General features: G+C 38.5%; 18 protein-coding genes. 4 read left to right on the top strand and 14 right to left on the bottom strand.

What is annotated here, in order from left to right; translation table 11 throughout:
* Positions 1-14: 14 nt before the first annotated feature.
* From rodA to UMU13_RS09515, 6 genes are all read right to left on the bottom strand, one after another.
* On the bottom strand, positions 15-1,130 hold the full coding sequence (rodA, locus tag UMU13_RS09540) for a rod shape-determining protein RodA (protein WP_328218683.1): 1,116 nt from the start codon (positions 1,128-1,130) through the stop codon (positions 15-17).
* Positions 1,117-2,931, bottom strand: coding sequence for a penicillin-binding protein 2 (mrdA, locus tag UMU13_RS09535; RefSeq protein WP_328218681.1), 1,815 nt, complete (start codon positions 2,929-2,931; stop codon positions 1,117-1,119). Before mrdA ends, rodA begins: the two co-directional genes overlap by 14 nt.
* Positions 2,912-3,376, bottom strand: coding sequence for a hypothetical protein (locus UMU13_RS09530; RefSeq protein WP_328218679.1), 465 nt, complete (start codon positions 3,374-3,376; stop codon positions 2,912-2,914). Before UMU13_RS09530 ends, mrdA begins: the two co-directional genes overlap by 20 nt.
* Positions 3,366-4,163: a rod shape-determining protein MreC gene (gene mreC, locus UMU13_RS09525; protein ID WP_328218678.1), complete on the bottom strand. Its 798-nt coding sequence runs from the start codon at positions 4,161-4,163 to the stop codon at positions 3,366-3,368. Before mreC ends, UMU13_RS09530 begins: the two co-directional genes overlap by 11 nt.
* Positions 4,163-5,188 carry a rod shape-determining protein gene (locus tag UMU13_RS09520; protein WP_013886044.1) on the bottom strand — a complete coding sequence of 342 codons (1,026 nt, stop codon included), beginning with the start codon at positions 5,186-5,188 and terminating at the stop codon, positions 4,163-4,165. The genes mreC and UMU13_RS09520 overlap by 1 nt, the downstream gene beginning before the upstream one ends.
* A 147-nt stretch (positions 5,189-5,335) precedes the next feature.
* Complete coding sequence (locus UMU13_RS09515; protein WP_328218677.1) at positions 5,336-5,809, bottom strand: metallophosphoesterase; 474 nt, start codon at positions 5,807-5,809, stop codon at positions 5,336-5,338.
* 131 nt (positions 5,810-5,940) lie between these two features.
* Between UMU13_RS09515 and lysS the strand changes: the two genes are divergently transcribed.
* Positions 5,941-7,413 carry a lysine--tRNA ligase gene (gene lysS / locus UMU13_RS09510; RefSeq protein ID WP_328218676.1) on the top strand — a complete coding sequence of 491 codons (1,473 nt, stop codon included), beginning with the start codon at positions 5,941-5,943 and terminating at the stop codon, positions 7,411-7,413.
* 401 nt (positions 7,414-7,814) lie between these two features.
* Here the strand turns inward: lysS and UMU13_RS09505 are convergent, their stop codons facing one another.
* The 6 genes from UMU13_RS09505 to UMU13_RS09480 form a co-directional block, all read right to left on the bottom strand.
* Positions 7,815-8,564, bottom strand: a complete 750-nt coding sequence (locus UMU13_RS09505) for a DUF169 domain-containing protein (RefSeq protein ID WP_328218675.1) — start codon at positions 8,562-8,564, stop codon at positions 7,815-7,817.
* Between the two features lies 1 nt (position 8,565).
* On the bottom strand, positions 8,566-8,988 hold the full coding sequence (locus UMU13_RS09500) for a CBS domain-containing protein (RefSeq protein WP_328218674.1): 423 nt from the start codon (positions 8,986-8,988) through the stop codon (positions 8,566-8,568).
* Positions 8,989-9,258: 270 nt separating this feature from the next.
* Positions 9,259-11,139 (bottom strand): AMP-binding protein, encoded by a 1,881-nt coding sequence (locus UMU13_RS09495; protein ID WP_328218673.1) that lies wholly within the window; start codon positions 11,137-11,139, stop codon positions 9,259-9,261.
* Between the two features lie 320 nt (positions 11,140-11,459).
* Positions 11,460-12,335 (bottom strand): thiamine pyrophosphate-dependent enzyme, encoded by an 876-nt coding sequence (locus UMU13_RS09490; protein ID WP_328218672.1) that lies wholly within the window; start codon positions 12,333-12,335, stop codon positions 11,460-11,462.
* Complete coding sequence (locus UMU13_RS09485; RefSeq protein WP_328218671.1) at positions 12,335-14,029, bottom strand: 2-oxoacid:acceptor oxidoreductase subunit alpha; 1,695 nt, start codon at positions 14,027-14,029, stop codon at positions 12,335-12,337. Before UMU13_RS09485 ends, UMU13_RS09490 begins: the two co-directional genes overlap by 1 nt.
* A gap of 12 nt (positions 14,030-14,041) precedes the next feature.
* Entirely contained in the window at positions 14,042-14,788 is a 747-nt protein-coding gene (locus UMU13_RS09480) for an MBL fold metallo-hydrolase (RefSeq protein ID WP_328218669.1), read from the bottom strand.
* Between the two features lie 57 nt (positions 14,789-14,845).
* On the opposite strand from UMU13_RS09480, the gene UMU13_RS09475 reads away from it, so the two are divergent.
* From UMU13_RS09475 to UMU13_RS09465, 3 genes are read left to right on the top strand one after another with little or no spacing between them, the layout of a single operon-like run.
* Positions 14,846-15,400 (top strand): LemA family protein, encoded by a 555-nt coding sequence (locus UMU13_RS09475; RefSeq protein ID WP_328218668.1) that lies wholly within the window; start codon positions 14,846-14,848, stop codon positions 15,398-15,400.
* Positions 15,401-15,402: 2 nt separating this feature from the next.
* Positions 15,403-17,118: a DUF2207 domain-containing protein gene (locus UMU13_RS09470; RefSeq protein WP_328218667.1), complete on the top strand. Its 1,716-nt coding sequence runs from the start codon at positions 15,403-15,405 to the stop codon at positions 17,116-17,118.
* Positions 17,112-17,984: a formyltransferase family protein gene (locus UMU13_RS09465; protein ID WP_328218666.1), complete on the top strand. Its 873-nt coding sequence runs from the start codon at positions 17,112-17,114 to the stop codon at positions 17,982-17,984. Before UMU13_RS09470 ends, UMU13_RS09465 begins: the two co-directional genes overlap by 7 nt.
* Here UMU13_RS09465 and UMU13_RS09460 read toward each other — a convergent pair.
* Both UMU13_RS09460 and recO read right to left on the bottom strand, forming a co-directional pair.
* Positions 17,979-18,875 carry an MBL fold metallo-hydrolase gene (locus UMU13_RS09460; protein ID WP_328218665.1) on the bottom strand — a complete coding sequence of 299 codons (897 nt, stop codon included), beginning with the start codon at positions 18,873-18,875 and terminating at the stop codon, positions 17,979-17,981. The genes UMU13_RS09465 and UMU13_RS09460 overlap by 6 nt on opposite strands.
* 10 nt (positions 18,876-18,885) lie before the next feature.
* Complete coding sequence (gene recO / locus UMU13_RS09455) at positions 18,886-19,584, bottom strand: DNA repair protein RecO (RefSeq protein ID WP_328218664.1); 699 nt, start codon at positions 19,582-19,584, stop codon at positions 18,886-18,888.
* Between the last annotated feature and the right edge of the window lie 5 nt (positions 19,585-19,589).

Here is a 19,589-nt window from a genome sequence, read left to right as displayed (position 1 = left end):
CACAAACACTCCGTTTAAAAATCTGCCGGTCTGTCGTATCTGCGCATAGCTATGGAATTGACAATACCAAGCATAGACATGAAGGTAACAAGAGATGAACCGCCATAGCTTATGAAAGGCATAGGTATTCCCACAACAGGCATCATTCCGACAACCATTGAGGCATTAACAAAAAACTGAAAAAAAATAAAGGCAAAAACTGCCACACACATAATTTTTGCTGTGGGCTCTTTTGAATATGCGGAAATGAACAAAATTCGGGCAAGCAGACTTAAAAAACACAATAAAATAACAGCAGCACCCACCAGGCCGAATTCTTCGCCAATCACCGAAAAGATAAAATCCGTATGCTTTTCCGGTAAAAATTTCAAATGGGACTGTGTACCCTGAAGATACCCTTTGCCGGTAAGTCCGCCCGAGCCGACAGCAATTTTGGATTGAATAACATGATAACCCGCCCCGAAAGGATCTGCTTCCGGATTAAGAAATGTAACAACCCTCTGTCTTTGATAATCATGCATATTTGCCCATATCACGGGGATACTAACCAATAAAATTGTCAATACGGCAAAAAATGTATATTTTGTAATCCCTCTGTACAAAAGAACAATCCCCCAGACTGCTAAAAATATAACGGCTGTGCCCAGGTCAGGTTGCAAAAAAATCAGCAGCAATGGCGGGACGGCAGGAATAAATTTTTTCAGTATAGGGAAAAAAGAGAAATTTTTCATTCCGATATCCTTAAAAACCCTTCCCAAAGTTATAACCCATGCAACTTTAAAAAACTCAGAAGGCTGTAAACTGAAACCTCCTATATCAATCCATCGCTTTGCTCCCATGCTCACATCACCAAAAATCAAAACATAAACCAAAGATATCACACCCAAGGTATAAATTACAGCTGTCCAGGATATTAATCGTTTGTAACTTATAAATGAGAAACCAAGAAAAAGAGCAATACCAATAACACTCCAGGTTATCTGTTTTATATAATAATCTCCCGACTGTTGAAGCTGGAGATTGTATGATGCACTGTATATAGCCATAATGCCGAGAAACAGTAACAAGACCGTTTGAAAAAAAAGTATATAGTCAAAATTTACAACATGCCGTTTATCAATCTGAAACATAACCCATACTCACCATCTTATTTATTACCGCCCCTGAAATTGATGCCGCGCTGTGTCCTCCGGAGCCTCCGTGTTCAATCAGCGAAACTATAACATAGCGTGGCTCCTCAACAGGGAAAACGCCGCCGAACCATGAGTGATCCCTGTATTTTTCCGGGACTTCTCCTTCTTCATACTGTTCAAATTTTTTCAGGCTTACCACCTGTGCTGTTCCCGTTTTTCCACCGATTTTAATTTCACTAACCCTGGCGCGGTAAGCTGTACCGTGTAATCCGTATACGGCATTATACATAGCATTCAGGAGAAAATTCCTTGTTGAGTTATCGATATCTATTCTATTGTTAATTTTAACCGGTTTAGTCTCGAATCCGTCAGCGGTTTCAAAACCTTTTACTAAACCGGGCTGATAAATCATCCCGCCGTTGAAAATACCGCTCAGCATAACTGCCATCTGCAAAGGAGTGACATTGGTATACCCCTGCCCGATTGAGGTAATTATTGTTTCTCCAGGATACCAAGGCTGATCAAACGCCTTCTCTTTCCAGTTTCTATCAGGAAATATGCCTGATTTTTCATTAGGCAAATCGATACCTGTTTTTCTACCTAAAGAAAAGTTATGTGCATATCTGCTGATAGTGTCGATACCGAGCTTAAGCCCAAGGTTATAATAATATATATCACAAGACTCCACTATTGATTTTTTTAAATCCACTTCGCCATGGCCGGATTCTTTCCAGCACTTATAATCATAACTGCCGTAATAGAACACTCCGTTACACTCAAAAGTAGTATCAGGGGTAATTTCATTTTCCGTCAAGGCGGTTGCAGCCATTAAAATTTTAAAGACAGAACCCGGTGGATAAGAGCCTTCAATAGCTCTGTTTAACATGGGTTTGTCCTGATCATTTGTTATAGCTTTCCAATAATCACTTTTTATAAAAGGAACAAACTTGTTCAAGTCATAAGATGGGTTTGTCGCCATAAGCAAAACCTTATTGTTGTAAATATTAAGAACAACTATTGCTCCTTTTTTTCCCTTCAAAAGTTCCATTCCAAACTTCTGAAGGTCATAATCCATGCTGAGCACAACATTTGCACCCGGTTTTGCATGTTTCGTTTTCAAAACTTTAACAACCTGACCAAAACTGTTAACCTCAACCTGTTTGGCACCGTTAACCCCTTTAAGTCTTTCTTCGTATTCCTTCTCCAAACCGGTCTTTCCTATTAAATCACCAGGTCTGTACCCATTATACTTTTTCAACTCACTATCGTTAACTTCCCCCATGTATCCAACCAAATTACTGTATGCAAAACCGTCTTTGTAATTTCTTACGGCCTCCATATCTATTCTGATTCCTGGATAATTTTTCAAATTTTCATAAAGGTAAGATACTTGTTTGAAAGTTAGACCCCTGAAGATGGTAACCGGGTCATAGTAGTATCCTTTCAAAATCTTCTCTTTAGCCTCTTCAACGTTTATATTCACAACATTTTTTAACTTATCAAACAGCCTGTCCAGATTCCTGGTATCCTCTCTGATAACACTGAGATTGTAACTGGGGGCATTCTTAACCAAAATTTCACCATCTCTATCCTTTATAAACCCCCGGGGAGCCTTAATTCTTAATATTCTGATACGGTTATCTTCCGAAAGCCGCTTATATTTGTCATGCACAACCACCTGAAGATAATAAAGTCTTAAAAAAAGGAGCAAAATTAAAAAGAAAGTAGCTGCAAACAGCAAGAAACTGCGTTTTTTATATTTGGCAATAACATTTTCTTCAAGAAAGCGAAAAAGCATAACCGAAATCCTTTAATGAAAGCAAAACAAAATACAGTGATGAGTTAACAACCAGAGGAATCAGAAGTAAGTTACTATCGTTAGCAAATGAATAATCGGTAAAAGAAAAAGCGATAACTACAAAGATAGTATAACTCAGAAATGAATACAGCAGTTTAATCAGCAGGTTGTTATAATCAAAAAGCGTAATAAGCAGTCTTTTTGTAAAGTAAAATAAAATTATGCTCAAAACAGAAATACCGAAAATTCCGAATGTTATAAAATCGTTAAACATACCAAGTAAAAATGCATGCGGAATCAGATTTTCACTATCCACTTCATGTTCCAAGGCAAAATATATTAAAAAAGGGTAATTTATGTAATTGAGCACCCCGTCAAAAATCATAAACAGAACATAACAGACAATCAAAGCCACTGTGATTTTGATGTACCTTTTATTCTTCATCTTTTACTACTAATACGTTTTCAAGTTTATAAAAATTTACCTTTTGCTCCACAAATATCTTCTGAAAAATACCGTTCACAGATTCCGTGTTTTTTACAGCGTTACCCACCGGTATACCTTTAGGATAAAGTCCTCCAAGTCCCGAGGTAATAAAAAGGTCTCCTTTTGAGACTTCATCCAGTTTGTCGTAAAAATCAACCACCAATTTACCTTGCCCATCGCCACTGAGAATTCCGACTGTTCTTGTATTAAAGTTCATAACGCTGACATAACTGTTCACATTCAGAATAACATTCACCCTCGCAGAGCTGCGGTAAACCTCCACAACCTTGCCCACAAGCCCCTCATAGCTGACAACCGCATCATTAATTTCCACACCGTCCGTACTTCCGGCATCTATTATGATGTATTTTAAAAAGCCTTCTATATTACGTCCTATCACATTGCAAGCTATTGTCCGGAAATCATAAGCTTTTTTAAAGTTCAGTAATTTTTTTAATCGATTATATTCAGTTAATTTTTCACTTAAAATACTGTTTTCAAGTTTAAGTTGCCGAATCTTTTCTCTGAGCTCTTCATTGTTTTTCTTTACACCAACAAGGTTTATGTAATCATCGTAAATATTGGAAATATAACTCGTTGTCATCTCTGTATAATAAAGAACAGGATTCAGTATATTACCGAAAATTCCCCTGAACACTTTTTGGGATTCAGGAACTCTCGTCTGAAGAAGAATGATTAGAATTAAAAGTATAACAACTGCTATAAATTTTCTTCTAAAAATCATCAAACTACGGAAACTTTCTTAAGCAAATCAATTTCATCAAGCACCTTGCCGGCTCCGAGCGCAACTGCTGTCAGAGGATCATCGGATACTATAATAGGAAGACCTGTTCCTTCAGCCAGCCTTTTATCAAGCCCCTTCAGCAGTGCTCCGCCTCCGGTGGCCACAATTCCCCTGTCAACTATATCAGCCGCCAATTCAGGAGGGGTTTTTTCAAGTGCAACTTTTACTGCCTCAACAATTTTGTTTACTGCTTCTTCCAGAGCTTCTCTTATTTCACTGTCTGTTATCTCTATGGTTTTCGGTATACCTTCCACCAGTGATCTGCCTTTTATTTCTATACTCATTTCCTCTTCGCCGGGATATGCAGAACCAATTTCCATTTTTATTTTCTCAGCTGTCCAGGTACCGATAAGAAGATTGTATTTTCTTTTGATATAATTGACGATAGCCTCATCCATTTCGTCTCCGCCCACTCTCACGGAATTTGTATATACAATACCGGACAGGGAAATGACAGCAACCTCAGTAGTACCACCGCCGATATCAACAACCATATTTCCCGACGGTTCCTGAATAGGCAGCCCTGCACCAATGGCTGCAGCCATAGGCTCCTCTATAAGATAAACTTCTCTGGCTCCGGCCTGTATGGCTGAATCTTTTACCGCTCTTTTTTCAACCTGTGTTACACCTGAAGGTACGCAAATAACAATTCTGGGACGAACCAGGGACTTTCTGTTATGAACTTTCGTAATAAAGTACCTGAGCATTTTTTCCGTCACTTCAAAATTGGCTATCACACCGTCCTTCATAGGCCTTATCGCAACAATATTGGCAGGAGTTCTTCCCAGCATATTTTTCGCTTCGCTTCCCACTGCAAGTATATCTTTTGTATCATTGTTAATAGCCACCACTGAAGGTTCACTGCAGATAATTCCCTTGCCTTTCACATATATTAATGTATTGGCAGTACCCAGATCTATGGCCAGATCGTTTGAAAAATAATCAAAAATTTTATTGAATAACATTCGGTTTCCTCCGTGTTGTTGAATACAATTTTGTTGAACACAACCATGATATAGCAAAACTTATGCATCTATTCAATATAAAACAACCTTAAGAGAATATTTTCAGCATAACTGATGCTGCTGCAATTGATGCATGGCTCAATAGTGCTACAAGTCAATAAAATCCGTTTTGCCGTTATCTGTATAAATAACGGCAAAAGAAGCACTATCAGCCATATATCCTCCCAGCGTGCCTGGATTTATTATCGTCTGTTTATCCCGTTTTGTTAAATCTTTACTGTGAGTATGCCCGTATAAAACATAGGAGACATCACTGCTTATGTAATCTATAACAGATGGCTCATGAAACACAGCAAACCTGCAGCCGCCTATTTCCTTCACAAGAGGTCCCTTTACTATTTTTCCGCCGGTAATTTTAGCCAGACCTAACCATTCACCGTCGTTGTTGCCAAAAATCCCGAAATACGGCATCCGGAGTTTGTTTAAATACTCAGCGGCAAACGGTGACACTATATCTCCGCAATGAATAACATAATCTGCACCGTTACGATTGAAATATTCAACTGCAAATGAAAGATTCTTGACATTATCATGGGAATCTGAAATAACACCGACTTTCATAGTACTCTCCATATTGACGGGTGAAGATTTTATATTGTAAACACATATGGTTTTATGTATAACATTACCCTAACAATATTATCAATAGAATATAATTGTCAATAATATATAAATACTCAGGAGAGAAACAGATGGATGAACACAGATACAAAAAACTGCAGCATTTAAAAAATTCTGATATTTTACCGTACGTAAATTCATTTAAAGTCCCTTTTTCGCTTGCAGAAATCAAGGAAAAGTATGAAGGAGTACAAAAATCTCAACTGATGGAAAACAAATACAGATTTACTGTAGCCGGCAGAGTGATGTCCATAAGAGAATTCGGAAAAGCGGCCTTTATTACAATTAAAGACAGAAGCACCTCCTTTCAGATATATCTAAAGAAGGGTGAAATAACCGAAGAAGAGTACGAAGTTTTCAAATCCACCGATGTGGGCGATTTTGCCGGAATGTCCGGTTTTCTCTTTAAAACAAAAACCGGCGAATTAACACTGTTTACTGAAAGCTACAGAATGCTGACAAAGGCACTGAGAGATCTACCGGAAAAATGGCACGGTCTGAAAGACGTGGAAAAGCGGTACAGACAGCGTTATACAGACTTGATTGTCAATGAGCATGTGAAAGATATTTTTATAACGCGCAGCAGAATAATTAAAGGGATAAGAGATTTCTTCAATGATAGAGATTTTCTCGAGGTTGAAACCCCCATGATGCAGCCTTTGGCAGGCGGAGCAACTGCAAAGCCATTCATTACTCACCATAATGCCCTTGATATGCAGCTGTATCTGAGAATAGCGCCCGAATTGTACCTGAAAAGACTGGTTATCGGGGGGATGGAGAAAGTTTACGAAATAAACAGAAATTTCAGGAATGAGGGGATCTCCACAAAGCATAACCCTGAGTTCACAATGATAGAGTGGTATATGGCTTATGCCGACTATTACGATATGATGGCATTGACTGAAAATTTGATAGTATCAGTGACAACAAAAATACTGGGGAAAAATTCAATTGAATACGACGGTAAAGAGATAAATCTGCAAAAACCATGGCCGAAACTGACCCTTGAAGAATCCATTGAAAAATTCGCAAACATACCCCAAAGCGATTTGAAAGACTATGAAAGTGTTAAAAAGATTGCAGAAAATCATAATATAAAAGTCGACAAATCATGGGGCAGAGGGAAAATTGTTCTGGAAATATTTGAAGAACTTGTCGAAGATAAACTTTTTCAGCCCACTTTTATAATTGATTACCCTAAAGAAGTTTCTCCCTTATCTAAATCAAAAGCTGACAATCCCGATGTCACTGAGAGATTTGAACTGTTTATAGGCGGCTTTGAAATGGCCAACGGATTTAATGAGCTCAACGATCCGATAGATCAGAAAGAGCGTTTTGAAAAGCAGGTGGAAGCAAAAGATGCCGGGGATGAAGAGGCTCATCTTATGGACAAAGATTTTCTGAGAGCACTGGAATACGGATTGCCGCCAACTGCAGGTGAAGGTTTGGGGATAGACCGTCTTGTCATGCTTTTAACTAACAGCAAATCCATTAGAGAAGTAATACTCTTTCCTCATATGAGACCGGAAGAGGAAGAGGAGTAAAGCTTTGAATTATTTTGAATAATCCGGGAAGTGCTGTAACAATAAGGTTCAAGGTTCAAACTTATTGAAAGTGGAAATAAATATTTATTGTTATTCAAGTTTCGCACTTACACTGTTTTCACGTCTTTGTTCACCCTGTTAAATATCAGCTTCGCTGATTGCCTGTGGCATTTAACAGGGCAGGGAGTGAAAACGACGAAGCAATCTCTCTATTTTTCTTGTTTTGAGATTGCCACAACCCTGTTTCCACAGGGTTTCGCAAGGATGCCTATGGATAGCACCAGTCTTTTAGACTGGTAAATATGTTTAACATTCTATATATTCGCTAAAAGCGAATGCTAGACAAAACGAAGTGCGAAACTTGATTTATTCTTAGTTATTTATTGAAAAACGCCGGCTCGTCAGAGGTCGCTTTCTTTTGTCGTATAATCATCCGGAAGGCTGCAGCTCTCCACCATATCAAAAGGAATTGGATACCTAATGCCTGCTTTATGTGTATTCAGCAGACCTTCTGCAACCTCATCCATCATTTCAAAAGGAAAACCCACAACAATTTCAAAGTCCTGAGCCATTGCAAAACGCCTGTCGCCAAGACATGGAATCTCTAAAACGGGTTTTCTGTATTTGTACACTTCAGCCACACCTCTGGAACATACACCGGCATCCCCTGAGGATTTCATCACAAATTCACCGCCTTTATCATAAAGAAATGCCTGGACAAACCTCATCGCCTGAGCCGAATTTACATACATAACAATGACATCCGGCTGAATATTCTCCACAGGTCTTTCAAGTGAATATGTCAAAACACCCTGAATATTTTCGTCAATCCTCGGCATAAGTCGCTGCATATTAGATGCAGCATGAATATCCTTCTGATAAACATTGCAATTAACTTCGCCGTTCAGCACCCTTTCCGGGGTTTCAATAAGTCCGCAGCATGAAGCACCGAGAACACAGTAACTATCCTCCGCAGTAATATATGTAGGCCAGTTGTAGTAACGGGAGTATGCAATCTGCTGGCAGATATTTATTTTTTTATTTTTCACTTTTGCTTTACCGTCAAAATGAGTTTCTTTAAACAGTTTAACCGCTACAGGGCTGGTCTGAGGTTTAACAGTTTTTTGCAGTACAGCCAGAAATTCTTTCATATCAGCCTCCGTTTTCAGTCAAAGCCTTAAGTAAATCCCCGAGAGAAACGATTCCAACCAATTTGCCGTTTTCAACAACCGGTATCCTATGAATATAATTTTCCAGGAATATTTTTGCCACATCCTTTAAGTTATGCTCCGGGGTTACAGTTATAGGCGGTTTGCCCATAATGTTTTTTACTGGTGGATTTGTCAGCTCCTGTACATCAACAAGAGGGATTTTATCAGCATCATTTAATATGTCCGGTAATTGATTTAAAACATCGGATTCACTAAAAACTCCCACAACCTCCCCGTCTTTATTCAAAACCGGCAGACCTGTTATACTTTTCTTTCTTAATTTCAGTGTTACCTGCCTGATACTTTCGTTCTCATTAGCCGTTATGACCTTTGTAGTCATTACTTCACTAACTTTGATTTTCATTAATATTGACCTCCGGTTAATAAACGTTTATAATCAAAAACACAGTATCTCAATAATCAAACGTTGTTTAAAATTATAGAGCATTTGATTTTAAATGTAAAGAATTTTTTGATACCCTCCTAAATAAAACCGTGACGCGGGACGTTCAAAGTTCAACGTTCAATGTTTTATAATTAGTTACTTTGGCACTATATCACTCAACAACTCAACCAATACACCACTCAACCAATACACCAATATACCAATCATCTCATTCTTTCCCAAAACATATTACATCTGTGTGGCAATCTCCTTAAGCATGTCTCTCAATATAGATCCGTCGGCAGATTTGGGAAGAGCCCTTGTAAATTTAATTTCAGCCGGTAACACAATCTCCCCGATTTCAGAAATTATTGTTTCCCTGATTTCCCTGACCGTCTGATCGTAATAGCTTTCCTCAATTTTTCTTGAAAGCACACAGAATGCAACAAGCATATCCCCTCTTTTTTCATCATTAATGTTAATAACTGCAGCATCAAGCACCAAAGGATGTTTCTTTATAGCTGCTTCAATTTCAGTAAAACTTACCCTTTTACCCCCTATATGCATAACCTCATCCATTCTACCGGTTAAGACTATCTCATAATTTTCAGTGAATTCAGCTCCGTCTCCTGTTTTAAAGAGAAAATCACTGTCTACTTTCCTCCAGTATATACTTCTGTACAATTCACTGCCATTGCAGATATTTTTACAGATAGACGGCGTAAGCTTACTCAGCATCAGTGAACCTTTACTGCCCTGAGCGTTAATTTTGCTTTCATCCAGTTCATCATAGATGAATACATCTATACCCGGCAGCGGTTTTGAAACATTGGAAAAATCAATCTCCGAATATCCGGGTATATTTGCTGCAAGGGCCCCGCCGGCTTCCGTCAGCGAGTAAATGTTGACAATCGGTTTTTTTTGAAAAAGTATCTTTTTAAATACCCATTCCAGTAGCTCATCGGAAGTTCTTTCCCCACCGGTGGCTATAAGCTCTATACTGCTGAGTTTCCTGTAAATACTTCTCTTTTGGGCGGCATTCATAATTGATTTTAGGATAGTTGGAGTGGTATAAAATTTTGTAACCTGAAACTTTTCGCATATGTCATAAAAGCGGTAAGCATTGTTCATATCCAGAGTATCTTCAAAAATAAGAATACTTTGACCGGCCATAAGGGGGCCGTATGCCCCGTAAGAGTGCCCCGGAATCCAGGAAATATCAGCTGTGCTCCAGTAAGTGTCCAGGTCATTGGGATCAAAAATCAACAGATAACTGAAGTACACCCAGAGTAAATAGCCGGCACAGTTAAACACAAGTCCTTTCGGCTCTTTTAGGTTCGTGGATGTGTATGTCATAAAAAACGGATCGGATGAATCGTAATAAACGCTGTCCAGATTCTTGGCTGCTGTGAAGTCCTCATCACTTATCAAATCGTGATACCACAGGTCCCTTAACGGTTTCATATGAACCTTCTTTTCACTCCGCTGAACAACAATACAGTGTTTAGGGCTATAGGAAGCTTTCTCGATTGAAGCATCCACCTTCTTTTTGATTTCCCTCTCTGCACCGGTATAGCTCACATTGCAGCAAACAATATAATTCGGTTTACAGTCATCCAGCCTTTCCGCAAAGGACTCTGATGAATAGCTGTGATGGTAAACAACATGAACAGCACCCAAGCGTACACAGGCAAGCATGCTTATAATAAGCTCCGGTATATTCGGCATATAAATAAAAACCTTGTCACCTTTATTAACACCCAGTTTCTTCAAAGCCGAAGCAAACTTCATGGTTTCAGAATATAAAGACTGATAGGTATAAATTTTTTCGGTATGGTCGCTGCCTTTCCAGATTATGGCCGCCTTATTTTTTGTGGCCGAATGAAGATGTTTTGTTAAAATATTGTAAAAAGGGTTGAGAAGCCCGCCGCTGAACCATTTGTAAAAAGGAGCCTCTGATTCATCCAGAACTTTATCAAACTTTTTCTCCCATGTTAAAAGTTCAAGTGATATTTTATTAAAAAAAACTAAATTATTTTCGGCTTCTTTATAAAATTTCTTTATCTCTTCGCTGGAATAGTTGGCTCTTTTATAGTTTTTATTCACATCGGTTAGTTTTTTATTAAACATTAACACCCCCATACATAACACTGTTATTTTATTAATAATATAAGCGAAGTCAATATAAGACCTTTGAATAAGTACCCCACCCAACCTCCCCTAAATTAGGGGAGGAGCTTTATCTCCCCTCCTATCAAAGAGTTAGAAGGGGATTAAGGGAAAGTTCACCGTTCAATGTTCAATGTTCAAGGTTCAACTTTCAGCGTTAAGTACCCAATCAACCAATACACAAATATACTGTTCAACAAATTACTACTTGTCTCCCTCTCCACATCCCTATCTCACTACCTCACCAAAAAGCTAACCAGCAGTCAGACTTTATTTGCGCTCTATCCCCTCTTCAGTTCTATTTTTTTACTGATTTTATTAAAATCAGGCTCTCTTTTGTACAACGGTTCAGCACTATCTTTATAAGGTGGAAGATGATTATCAAAACAAGGCTTTTCTTTATTAATGTAAAAAATGCCCAACGGATAAGGATCTTTTTCAAAAGCTTTAATCATTGCCTGATCTTTGTCCATGACATTATGGTCCTTCATAAAATAGGTGTTATTTTTATACCACATAAACGTATTCACTTTGTTAAAAGTGACACATGGCTGGAATATTTCAACATATGAAAAACCTACATGCTTAATCGCATTTTTAATAATCTCTTTTGTTTCCTCTTTGTAACCCATAAATGTTCTGGCAACAAAAGAACACCCCTGGGAAACAACAAGTGCAATGCTGTTCATAGGTTCATCGTAAACACCCCAGGGCTGAGTGGTGGTCTTCATACCGGGCAAAGATGTGGGAGAACCCTGACCTTTGGTGAGTCCGTAAACCTGATTATTATGAACAATAACGGTAATATTGGGATTTCTCTTTACGGCGTGCAGAAGATGATTGCCTCCTTCTGCGAACATATCACCGTCTCCTCCTATAGCAATTACCTCCAATCTTGGATTTACTGCTTTTGCAGCTGTTGCTATGGGGAGAGAACGGCCGTGAAGTGTATGAAAACCATTGGCTTCTAAATAGTGGGGCATTTTTCCGGCCTGCCCTATTCCGCTGATGACGGCTACCTCTTTTGGCGAATACTGCATCTCTTCCAGGACATCCATCAGCTCATTTCTTATACCGAAATTTCCGCAGCCCGGACACCAGGATATATCCTGAGACTTCGGTCTGTCAGAATCAAATAACTTAGATTGCTTGGCCATTATAATACCCCCTTCTCAGACAGTTCTTTCTCCAGAAATTCCTCGGAAATCTGTCTGCCGTCATATTTTAAAATTCTCTTGCTGATTTTTATATCAAGTTCTCTGTGGATAAGATCGGCAAACTGCCCTGTAAGATTTTGTTCCACAGCAATAATCTGATCAGCTTTTTTCAAATAATCCGAAGCATCGTAAACAGGATACACCTGTGAAAAATGAAGCATAGCCAAACCTTTATCCTCGTATTTATCAACCAGACTTTTAACAGTATCGCGTGTTGAGCCCCATGACACCATTAAAACGGAATAATTCTCATTTCCGTAAAAAAATGGTTCCAACGCTTCATCTTTTAACCCTTCCAGTTTTTTCATACGTTTTTCCTGCATAGCAGTAGTCAACCCTGTTTCTTCAGTAGTATCGCCGTATTCGTCATGCTCATTACCGTTTGCTATTATTATTCCCTCCCCGTATCCAGGGATGCCCCGGGGGGAAATTCCGGTTTTGCTCAATTTATAGCGTTTGTAATCACTATTCATTTCCACAATATGTTTATCAACAGTATCATTCACTTCCAGTGTTCCTACATTGTAATACATATCCACCAGGTATTCGTCCGTTAAAAGTATAACAGGAACCTGGAACTTATCAGCTGTATCGAATGCTTTTGTGCTGAGTGCATATGCCTCTTCAATATTGGAAGGGGCATACATCACTCTGGGAAAATCACCATGCCCCGCATAAAGCGCCAGATTCAAATCTCCCTGTGCAGTTCTTGTAGGCAGTCCGGTTGCAGGGCCCGGACGCTGGGCAAGATGTATAACAACCGGAGATTCCGACATACCGGCCAGACTCAGACTCTCACACATTAGAGAAAAGCCGCCGCCGGATGTGGTCACCAGACCTCTGCCACCCCCAAACCATGCGCCAATGGAAGCATTGGAAGCAGCAATCTCATCCTCAAACTGCTCAACTATAATACCCATCTCCTCAGCCATATTCGCCAATTCCACCGCTACATTTGTGGAAGGAGACATGGGATAAAAGCTTACAAAATTACACCCCCCATTTAAAGACCCCAGGGCAACAGCTTCCGATCCGTTAATTACTATGTCTTCGCACACAGAGCTGTCTCTTTCTATTTCAAAAGAAAAATCATATTCCTTGCAGATTGTCTCACTTAATTCATAACCTTTTTCAGCAGCTTGCACATTCTTAGCGGCCACCTCTTCACCTTTTGAGGAAAACTTTTTTTCCACTACTTTCTTAAGAGCTTTCTTATCGGCTTTTACAATTCCGAATAAAAGACCGCTCAGAATGGTATTTGCAAAAAGTTTGTTTCCCAGCTCTTTTGCAAGTTTTTCTATTTCAACAATAACATGTGTTAAACCGTCCGGTATCTCCTGTTCGAGATATTTTTCACCCAGAATTAACGTATCTTCTGAGAGTCTGCCGCCTGTCCAGTCAACAACACCTTTAGTAAAAGGAACCAGAATATCTATTTTTTCTCTGTAAGATCTGACGGGAGAAGAAGAAATGCTTATAGTCGTTGTGTTAATGCCGCCTCTGACACGGGACATATATTCCTTGGTTGCAAAAATATTAAATCCTGATTGTTTTAACGCTTTGGTAAGCAGTTCTTCAGTGGTGTTAATACCTTGACCCGCTGCCCCTCCGAGCACAATGTTTAAAGTTGACATAAATTCCTCCGTTTATAAATATAAACTCATAAGATCATTTGCTTTATAAAATTCCACATCGGTATCCAGCCTGCTCAGGGCAAAATCCGCACTGTTCGGATAAAAATGGCTGAACACCAATCGCTTTACTCCGGCTTTTTCGGCCATGGCCAGCCCCTCTCTGTAGTTCATATGCCCTTCAACCGGAAATTCCGTTGAAGCTGCGCAATCAAGAACCGCCAGTTCTGCATCCTGCAGGTACTCCAGATAGGAATCAGAGTATTCCGTATCTGAAGTATAAACTATTTTTTTACCATCAACAATAATATATACTCCGGTAGATTCTTCAGAATGTACTGTAGGGAAGAGATGAAAATTACAGTCAGCAATATCAAGCTCATCTTTGTCTGAAAATCTGACATCAAATCCAGGCTCAACCCATTTCCCCAATATTTTCCTGAAACTGTTAAAATATTCCTCAATTCCTTCAAATCCAGTTATATAAAGGGGGTTCAGTCTGTTGTAAAAAGGAGATTTCAAAGCAAAAAGCAAATGTATAAGTCCCATAAAATGATCCGGATGTTTATGGCTGATAAATATACCGCTCAGCTCATCCAAATCAATCCCTGCCGCGCTTAATCTGCCTACGCATTCGAAACCGCAATCGAGCAAAAATTTACCGCCGTTTGTTTCCAAAAGGTAGGAAGCAGATGCCCTGTTTTCAAAAGGAACAGCGCTGCCGGAACCCAAAATTGTAAATTTAATACTTTTACCTTTCATAAATTGATGATATAATAATTTAATATAAATTTCAAAACTTAATATGGAGCATAAACTATGATAACCGGAATAATTATAATAGTTTTAATTCTAATTGTCATCCTTTTACTTATTTATTATTATAACAAGTTTATCAGTTTGAGAAATCAGGCGGATGAGTCTTTCAGCGGCATTGATGTTCAGCTGAAAAGAAGATATGATTTGATTCCGAATCTTGTAGAAACGGTAAAAGGATATGCGTCCCACGAAAAAACTACTCTGGAAAACGTTACAAAAGCAAGAAATATGGCGATGAATGCAGAAGGGGTAAAAGAAAAGGCAAAGGCTGAAAATATGCTGAGTGAAACGCTGAAGAGCATTTTCGCACTTTCCGAAAATTATCCTGACTTAAAAGCTAATGAAAATTTCCTGAATCTTCAGAACACATTGTCGGAAATTGAAGAAAACATTCAGATGGCACGCCGTTATTATAATGCAGTAGTAAGGGACTATAATATTCTGTGTGAAGCTTTTCCCTCGGTTATTATAGCAAATGCTTTTAGCTTTAAAAAACGTGATTTTTTTGAAATAGAAGCTGCTGAACGACAAAATGTAGAGGTTTCTTTTTCTTAGCGATGAAAAAACTTTTTTCTTTAGTCCTGCTGTTTTTTGTAAGTAGTTTTGCTCATGCTGAATATTTTACCATAGAAAATTACAGTAACGAAATTTTTCTCCAAAGTAACTCAGTAATTGAAGTAAAAGAAGAATTGACAGTAAGATTCTCATCCCCCAGACACGGAATTTTCAGAAAAATCCCTTATAAATATGAGATAACAGATGCACAAAATCTGTCTGCGGAATTTACTTCGTTTTCAGGCTCAGCAAAAGACGCTTACAAACTAAACATATATGACATCAATGTTGAAAACTATAATTATAAAATCAGCAAAGATGGTAATTTCATAACGATAAGAATAGGCTCCGCCAATAAATATGTCAGAGGCCGTGTAAAGTATAATATTTCTTATAAAGTGGCTGGCGGAATCCTCAATTTCGAAGACCGTCAGGAATTTTACTGGAATCTGATTGGCACCGAATGGCCTGTTAGTATTGAAAATTCAACATTCTCGATTTTTCTGCCAAAACCGCTGAATTTAAACAAAGACGATTTTTTTCTTTTCAGGGGCAGCTATGGTGAGAAGAAAAAAGTTGATACAGTAAAAATTAAGCCAAAAGCAATATACGGATCGACTGAAAAACCGTTCTCTCCAGGCGAAGGGCTGACTGTAGGGATAAAATTTCCGCCAGGATATTTGGGAAACATATCCTATTTTAAATCGTTGCAGCTTTTTATATCCGGCAATTGGGCTTTGTTTATCCCTATTTTCGTGCTTGTTGCCCTTTTTGCTTTATGGTATTTTATCGGCAAAGACAAAAGCATAATAGACGTTGTCCACTATAAAATACCTGATAAAATCACACCTGCTGAAGCCGGTTTTATTATAGATGACAAAGGGGATAACAGAGATTTAACTTCACTTATCTTCTACTGGGCATCAAAAGGTTTTATCAGTATTGAAGAAGTTGAGGATGAAGGGTTCTTCTCATCCAAAGACTATATCCTGACAAAAGAAAAAGAGCTTAATAAGGATGCAAAACCTTTTGAAAAAACAATCTTTTACGGACTATTTCCTGCGAACACAACCAACGTCCGGGTATCCACACTAAAAGACAATTTTTACACATATATGAAACAGGCAAAAGAACAGCTGCGTGAAGAAATAAACAAAAGCGGGGTTTACGAAGGTTTCAGCAGGCAGCTGGGCAGACTGATGAAATCAGCAGCTGCAATTATACTTTTTGCCGGGATATATCTCGGAGCCAGTTTGCACAGAATAGATTTTATTATTGCAGGGGCTCTCACTTCTGTCATCGTTTTTATTTTCGGATATATAATGCCTAAAAAAACGGATGCCGGCTTAAAAAGGTACCAAAAGGTAAAAGGTTTTAAAGATTTTATAAATATGGTTGAGGAACCGAAGCTTAAAATTTTCTTAAAAAAGGATCCTTCATATTTTGACAAGACACTCCCATATGCCGTTGTTTTCGGACTGACAACAAAGTGGGCTGAAAAATTTGAAAATATTCTGACCAGTCCGCCTTCATGGTACCGCAGCCGTACCATGGATAATTTTTCATTGATATACCTTGCCAGCTCAATTGAAAGCTCTGCAAAATCCATGAGCAGCACAATGAGCTCACAGCCCAAATCTTCAGGTTCCGGCGGTTTTGGTGGAGGCGGAGGATTCTCCGGCGGCGGTTTCGGCGGCGGAGGCGGTGGAAGTTGGTAAGAACAGCAGTTTTCACAGCCAATATTATTGGATTTAAACTTCTGGAAAAGCTACACTCGCTTAACTTTTACCCGAAGATAATCACATACGATACCGCTTTCAGACGTACCGGTCAGTCAAAGGATTTTTCACCTTTTGAGGACAAATTCAGTATAATGTATCTGCAGAATAATAAGTATGAATACAATAAAAACATTCTAGACAGACTGGACTGTGATAATGCCGTATGCATCGACTGGACTAAAGATTTCTTCAAAAAAAGCAGACCTGAATTTAATGTCATTCAGATGCAGCCGTCTCTTCTTCCAAAATACAGAGGGTATGGATGTATCAGCGAACAGTTTGAGAAGGGAGTTTATCAAAGCGGAGTCACTTTTTACAAGCCTTCCGGGAAAGTTGATGCCGGAGATATCATATATCAGAAAGCGCTGCGAATCGAATATGACGATTATCCGGAAGATTTTATAGAAAATATTGTGAATATATCAGCTGAATTTATTATAAATGTTGAAAAAAACGGGCTGAAAAATTACAAAACCCTTCCGCAAAACGAAGATGAAGCCTTCTATATTATCCGAAAACGTTCAAAAAACGCCATAATAGATTTTGGGCGGGATGCATACAGTATTTACAATCAGATCAGGGCATTCAGCAGACCGTTTTTCGGCGCTTATTTTTATTCGGAAGGAACCAAAGTTAAAGTGTTCAGGGCCAAAACAGAAAAATGGCAGGGACATTTTGGAGAGCCGGGTGAAATAATCAAAAATGATGAAAACGGAGCGGAAATTGCCTGCGGCTCAGGAACAATTACCTTAAGCGAAGTGGAAATCAATAACCAGATTTATTACAATTACATTCCATTATAATATTCCGTCAAGTTTGGATGGTGAAGAAAGATAATCTTTTATAAAAAAGGTCTCTGAAGCTTTTATATATGTAGAGAAAGGATTTTCAGTCACATCATTAACCAGTTTCTTCACAACCTCGTATACTGTGCATTCGCTGCACATTTCCTCCAAAAAAGCCGCGCGATCTTTTACTTTTCTAACGTAAAATCTTAACCGCTCATCAACTGAGCCAATATAGTCCCGATGACCGGGCAAAAAGTTATAATTTTTCATGCTCTTCAGCTTCATTGCGGTATTTATAAATGCATCGTAATTTTTGAATCTTCTGTCAGTATCATAAAAATCCATATCAAGCAGGGGCGTCTGAAATATGTTTCTTAGAATTATATCGCCGCTTACAGCACTGCCGTTAATTTTATAGAGGATATCGCTCTGTGAATGGCCGGGGCACCTTTCAAATGCAATTCCGAGTTCTGATACATAATTTTCATTTTCCTCCAACACATTATAACGCTTCGGAAAAGGAACGGAATATTTGAAGTAGCGAAGACTCCCTTCAACAGATGAAATAATATTCTCCGGGAATCCTTCCCCGGCAAGAAGCCGTTTTAATTTTTCCAACCGTTCGTCAACTTTGTCAAATTTAAACAAATCATATTTTGAAATAAAAATCTCCGTGTCATCACGCCTTTCAAAGAAATCCAGCATACCATAATGGTCAACGTGACAGTGGGTTATAAAAAGAAATTTTTGCTTTTTATTATCGAATAATTCTTCAACATATTTCGCAGCTTCTTCCGTTCTCGGCCCCGTATCAAAAATCAAAACATACCTGTCCGTTTCATAGGTATAAAAATGGACAGGGCCCACAGGATACGGCGTCTGTAATGTGTGCTTTTTTATTTGCAACTTTTGCCTCTCATTCAATAAGTTTAAGTGTATCCAGGGTTTTAAGATTTTTTCCTGTAATTTTGTTGAAATATTTCTGAAAGAAATCCCAGTACATCATTTCCACATCACTTATCACAAAAAGCTTTTTGTATAATTCATTATCATCCAAAGCATTAAAGATTTCCACCAGTTTTTCGTCAATGTAAAATCCGTTTCCTTTTGAACAATCCATGCAAAAAATTCTGCCATCTTCCAGAAACCCTTCCACCATATGTTTATCACATGAGGAACAAAAAATAAAGTTATCTCTGAACCCTGATTCGCTCAAAATATAATCACTAATATAAATTGAGGACTTGCGGAAATTATGGGGTGTGACATTCATAAGCAAACGCCACAACCGTTCATCCGGCATGTCAAGGCCGTAAAACATATCAAAAACTTCAAATATAAGATTCATACGCAGATAAACAGCAGGTGATTCCAAAAAGTGCGACATACCGATATTCTGATAAAAAGCATAAAATTTGTTTAAATCCGAACTGCTTTTTTTGAGAAAATCCAGATCTCCCGGCAGCATTTTTGATATGCCTCCGCGTTTGGAATAAGCTTTGTTTATAAAAAGTTTGATTTTGCCGTGAGACAGGGAAAATGCTGTGGCAATAGCAGATTTATCCGAATACATCATCATTTTGTAAATAATAGCGGGTGTTTTTATCCGTTTCATCCGGA

It is taken from the genome of Flexistipes sp. (assembly GCF_036172515.1).
GTDB lineage: Bacteria > Chrysiogenota > Deferribacteres > Deferribacterales > Flexistipitaceae > Flexistipes.
This window is presented reverse-complemented; position numbering and strand designations above follow the sequence as displayed.

What these genes read in the sequence shown, in the direction of transcription:
- UMU13_RS09490 (WP_328218672.1), bottom strand. Translation starts at nt 12,335, where the DNA reads ATGGCCAAGCAATCTAAGTTATTTGATTCTGACAGACCGAAGTCTCAG.
- UMU13_RS09530 (WP_328218679.1), bottom strand. Translation starts at nt 3,376, where the DNA reads ATGAAGAATAAAAGGTACATCAAAATCACAGTGGCTTTGATTGTCTGT.
- UMU13_RS09475 (WP_328218668.1), top strand. Translation starts at nt 14,846, where the DNA reads ATGATAACCGGAATAATTATAATAGTTTTAATTCTAATTGTCATCCTT.
- mrdA (WP_328218681.1), bottom strand. Translation starts at nt 2,931, where the DNA reads ATGCTTTTTCGCTTTCTTGAAGAAAATGTTATTGCCAAATATAAAAAA.
- UMU13_RS09515 (WP_328218677.1), bottom strand. Translation starts at nt 5,809, where the DNA reads ATGAAAGTCGGTGTTATTTCAGATTCCCATGATAATGTCAAGAATCTT.
- mreC (WP_328218678.1), bottom strand. Translation starts at nt 4,163, where the DNA reads ATGATTTTTAGAAGAAAATTTATAGCAGTTGTTATACTTTTAATTCTA.
- UMU13_RS09480 (WP_328218669.1), bottom strand. Translation starts at nt 14,788, where the DNA reads ATGAAAGGTAAAAGTATTAAATTTACAATTTTGGGTTCCGGCAGCGCT.
- UMU13_RS09505 (WP_328218675.1), bottom strand. Translation starts at nt 8,564, where the DNA reads ATGAAAGAATTTCTGGCTGTACTGCAAAAAACTGTTAAACCTCAGACC.
- UMU13_RS09500 (WP_328218674.1), bottom strand. Translation starts at nt 8,988, where the DNA reads ATGAAAATCAAAGTTAGTGAAGTAATGACTACAAAGGTCATAACGGCT.
- lysS (WP_328218676.1), top strand. Translation starts at nt 5,941, where the DNA reads ATGGATGAACACAGATACAAAAAACTGCAGCATTTAAAAAATTCTGAT.
- UMU13_RS09520 (WP_013886044.1), bottom strand. Translation starts at nt 5,188, where the DNA reads ATGTTATTCAATAAAATTTTTGATTATTTTTCAAACGATCTGGCCATA.
- UMU13_RS09485 (WP_328218671.1), bottom strand. Translation starts at nt 14,029, where the DNA reads ATGTCAACTTTAAACATTGTGCTCGGAGGGGCAGCGGGTCAAGGTATT.
- UMU13_RS09495 (WP_328218673.1), bottom strand. Translation starts at nt 11,139, where the DNA reads ATGTTTAATAAAAAACTAACCGATGTGAATAAAAACTATAAAAGAGCC.
- UMU13_RS09470 (WP_328218667.1), top strand. Translation starts at nt 15,403, where the DNA reads ATGAAAAAACTTTTTTCTTTAGTCCTGCTGTTTTTTGTAAGTAGTTTT.
- rodA (WP_328218683.1), bottom strand. Translation starts at nt 1,130, where the DNA reads ATGTTTCAGATTGATAAACGGCATGTTGTAAATTTTGACTATATACTT.
- recO (WP_328218664.1), bottom strand. Translation starts at nt 19,584, where the DNA reads ATGAAACGGATAAAAACACCCGCTATTATTTACAAAATGATGATGTAT.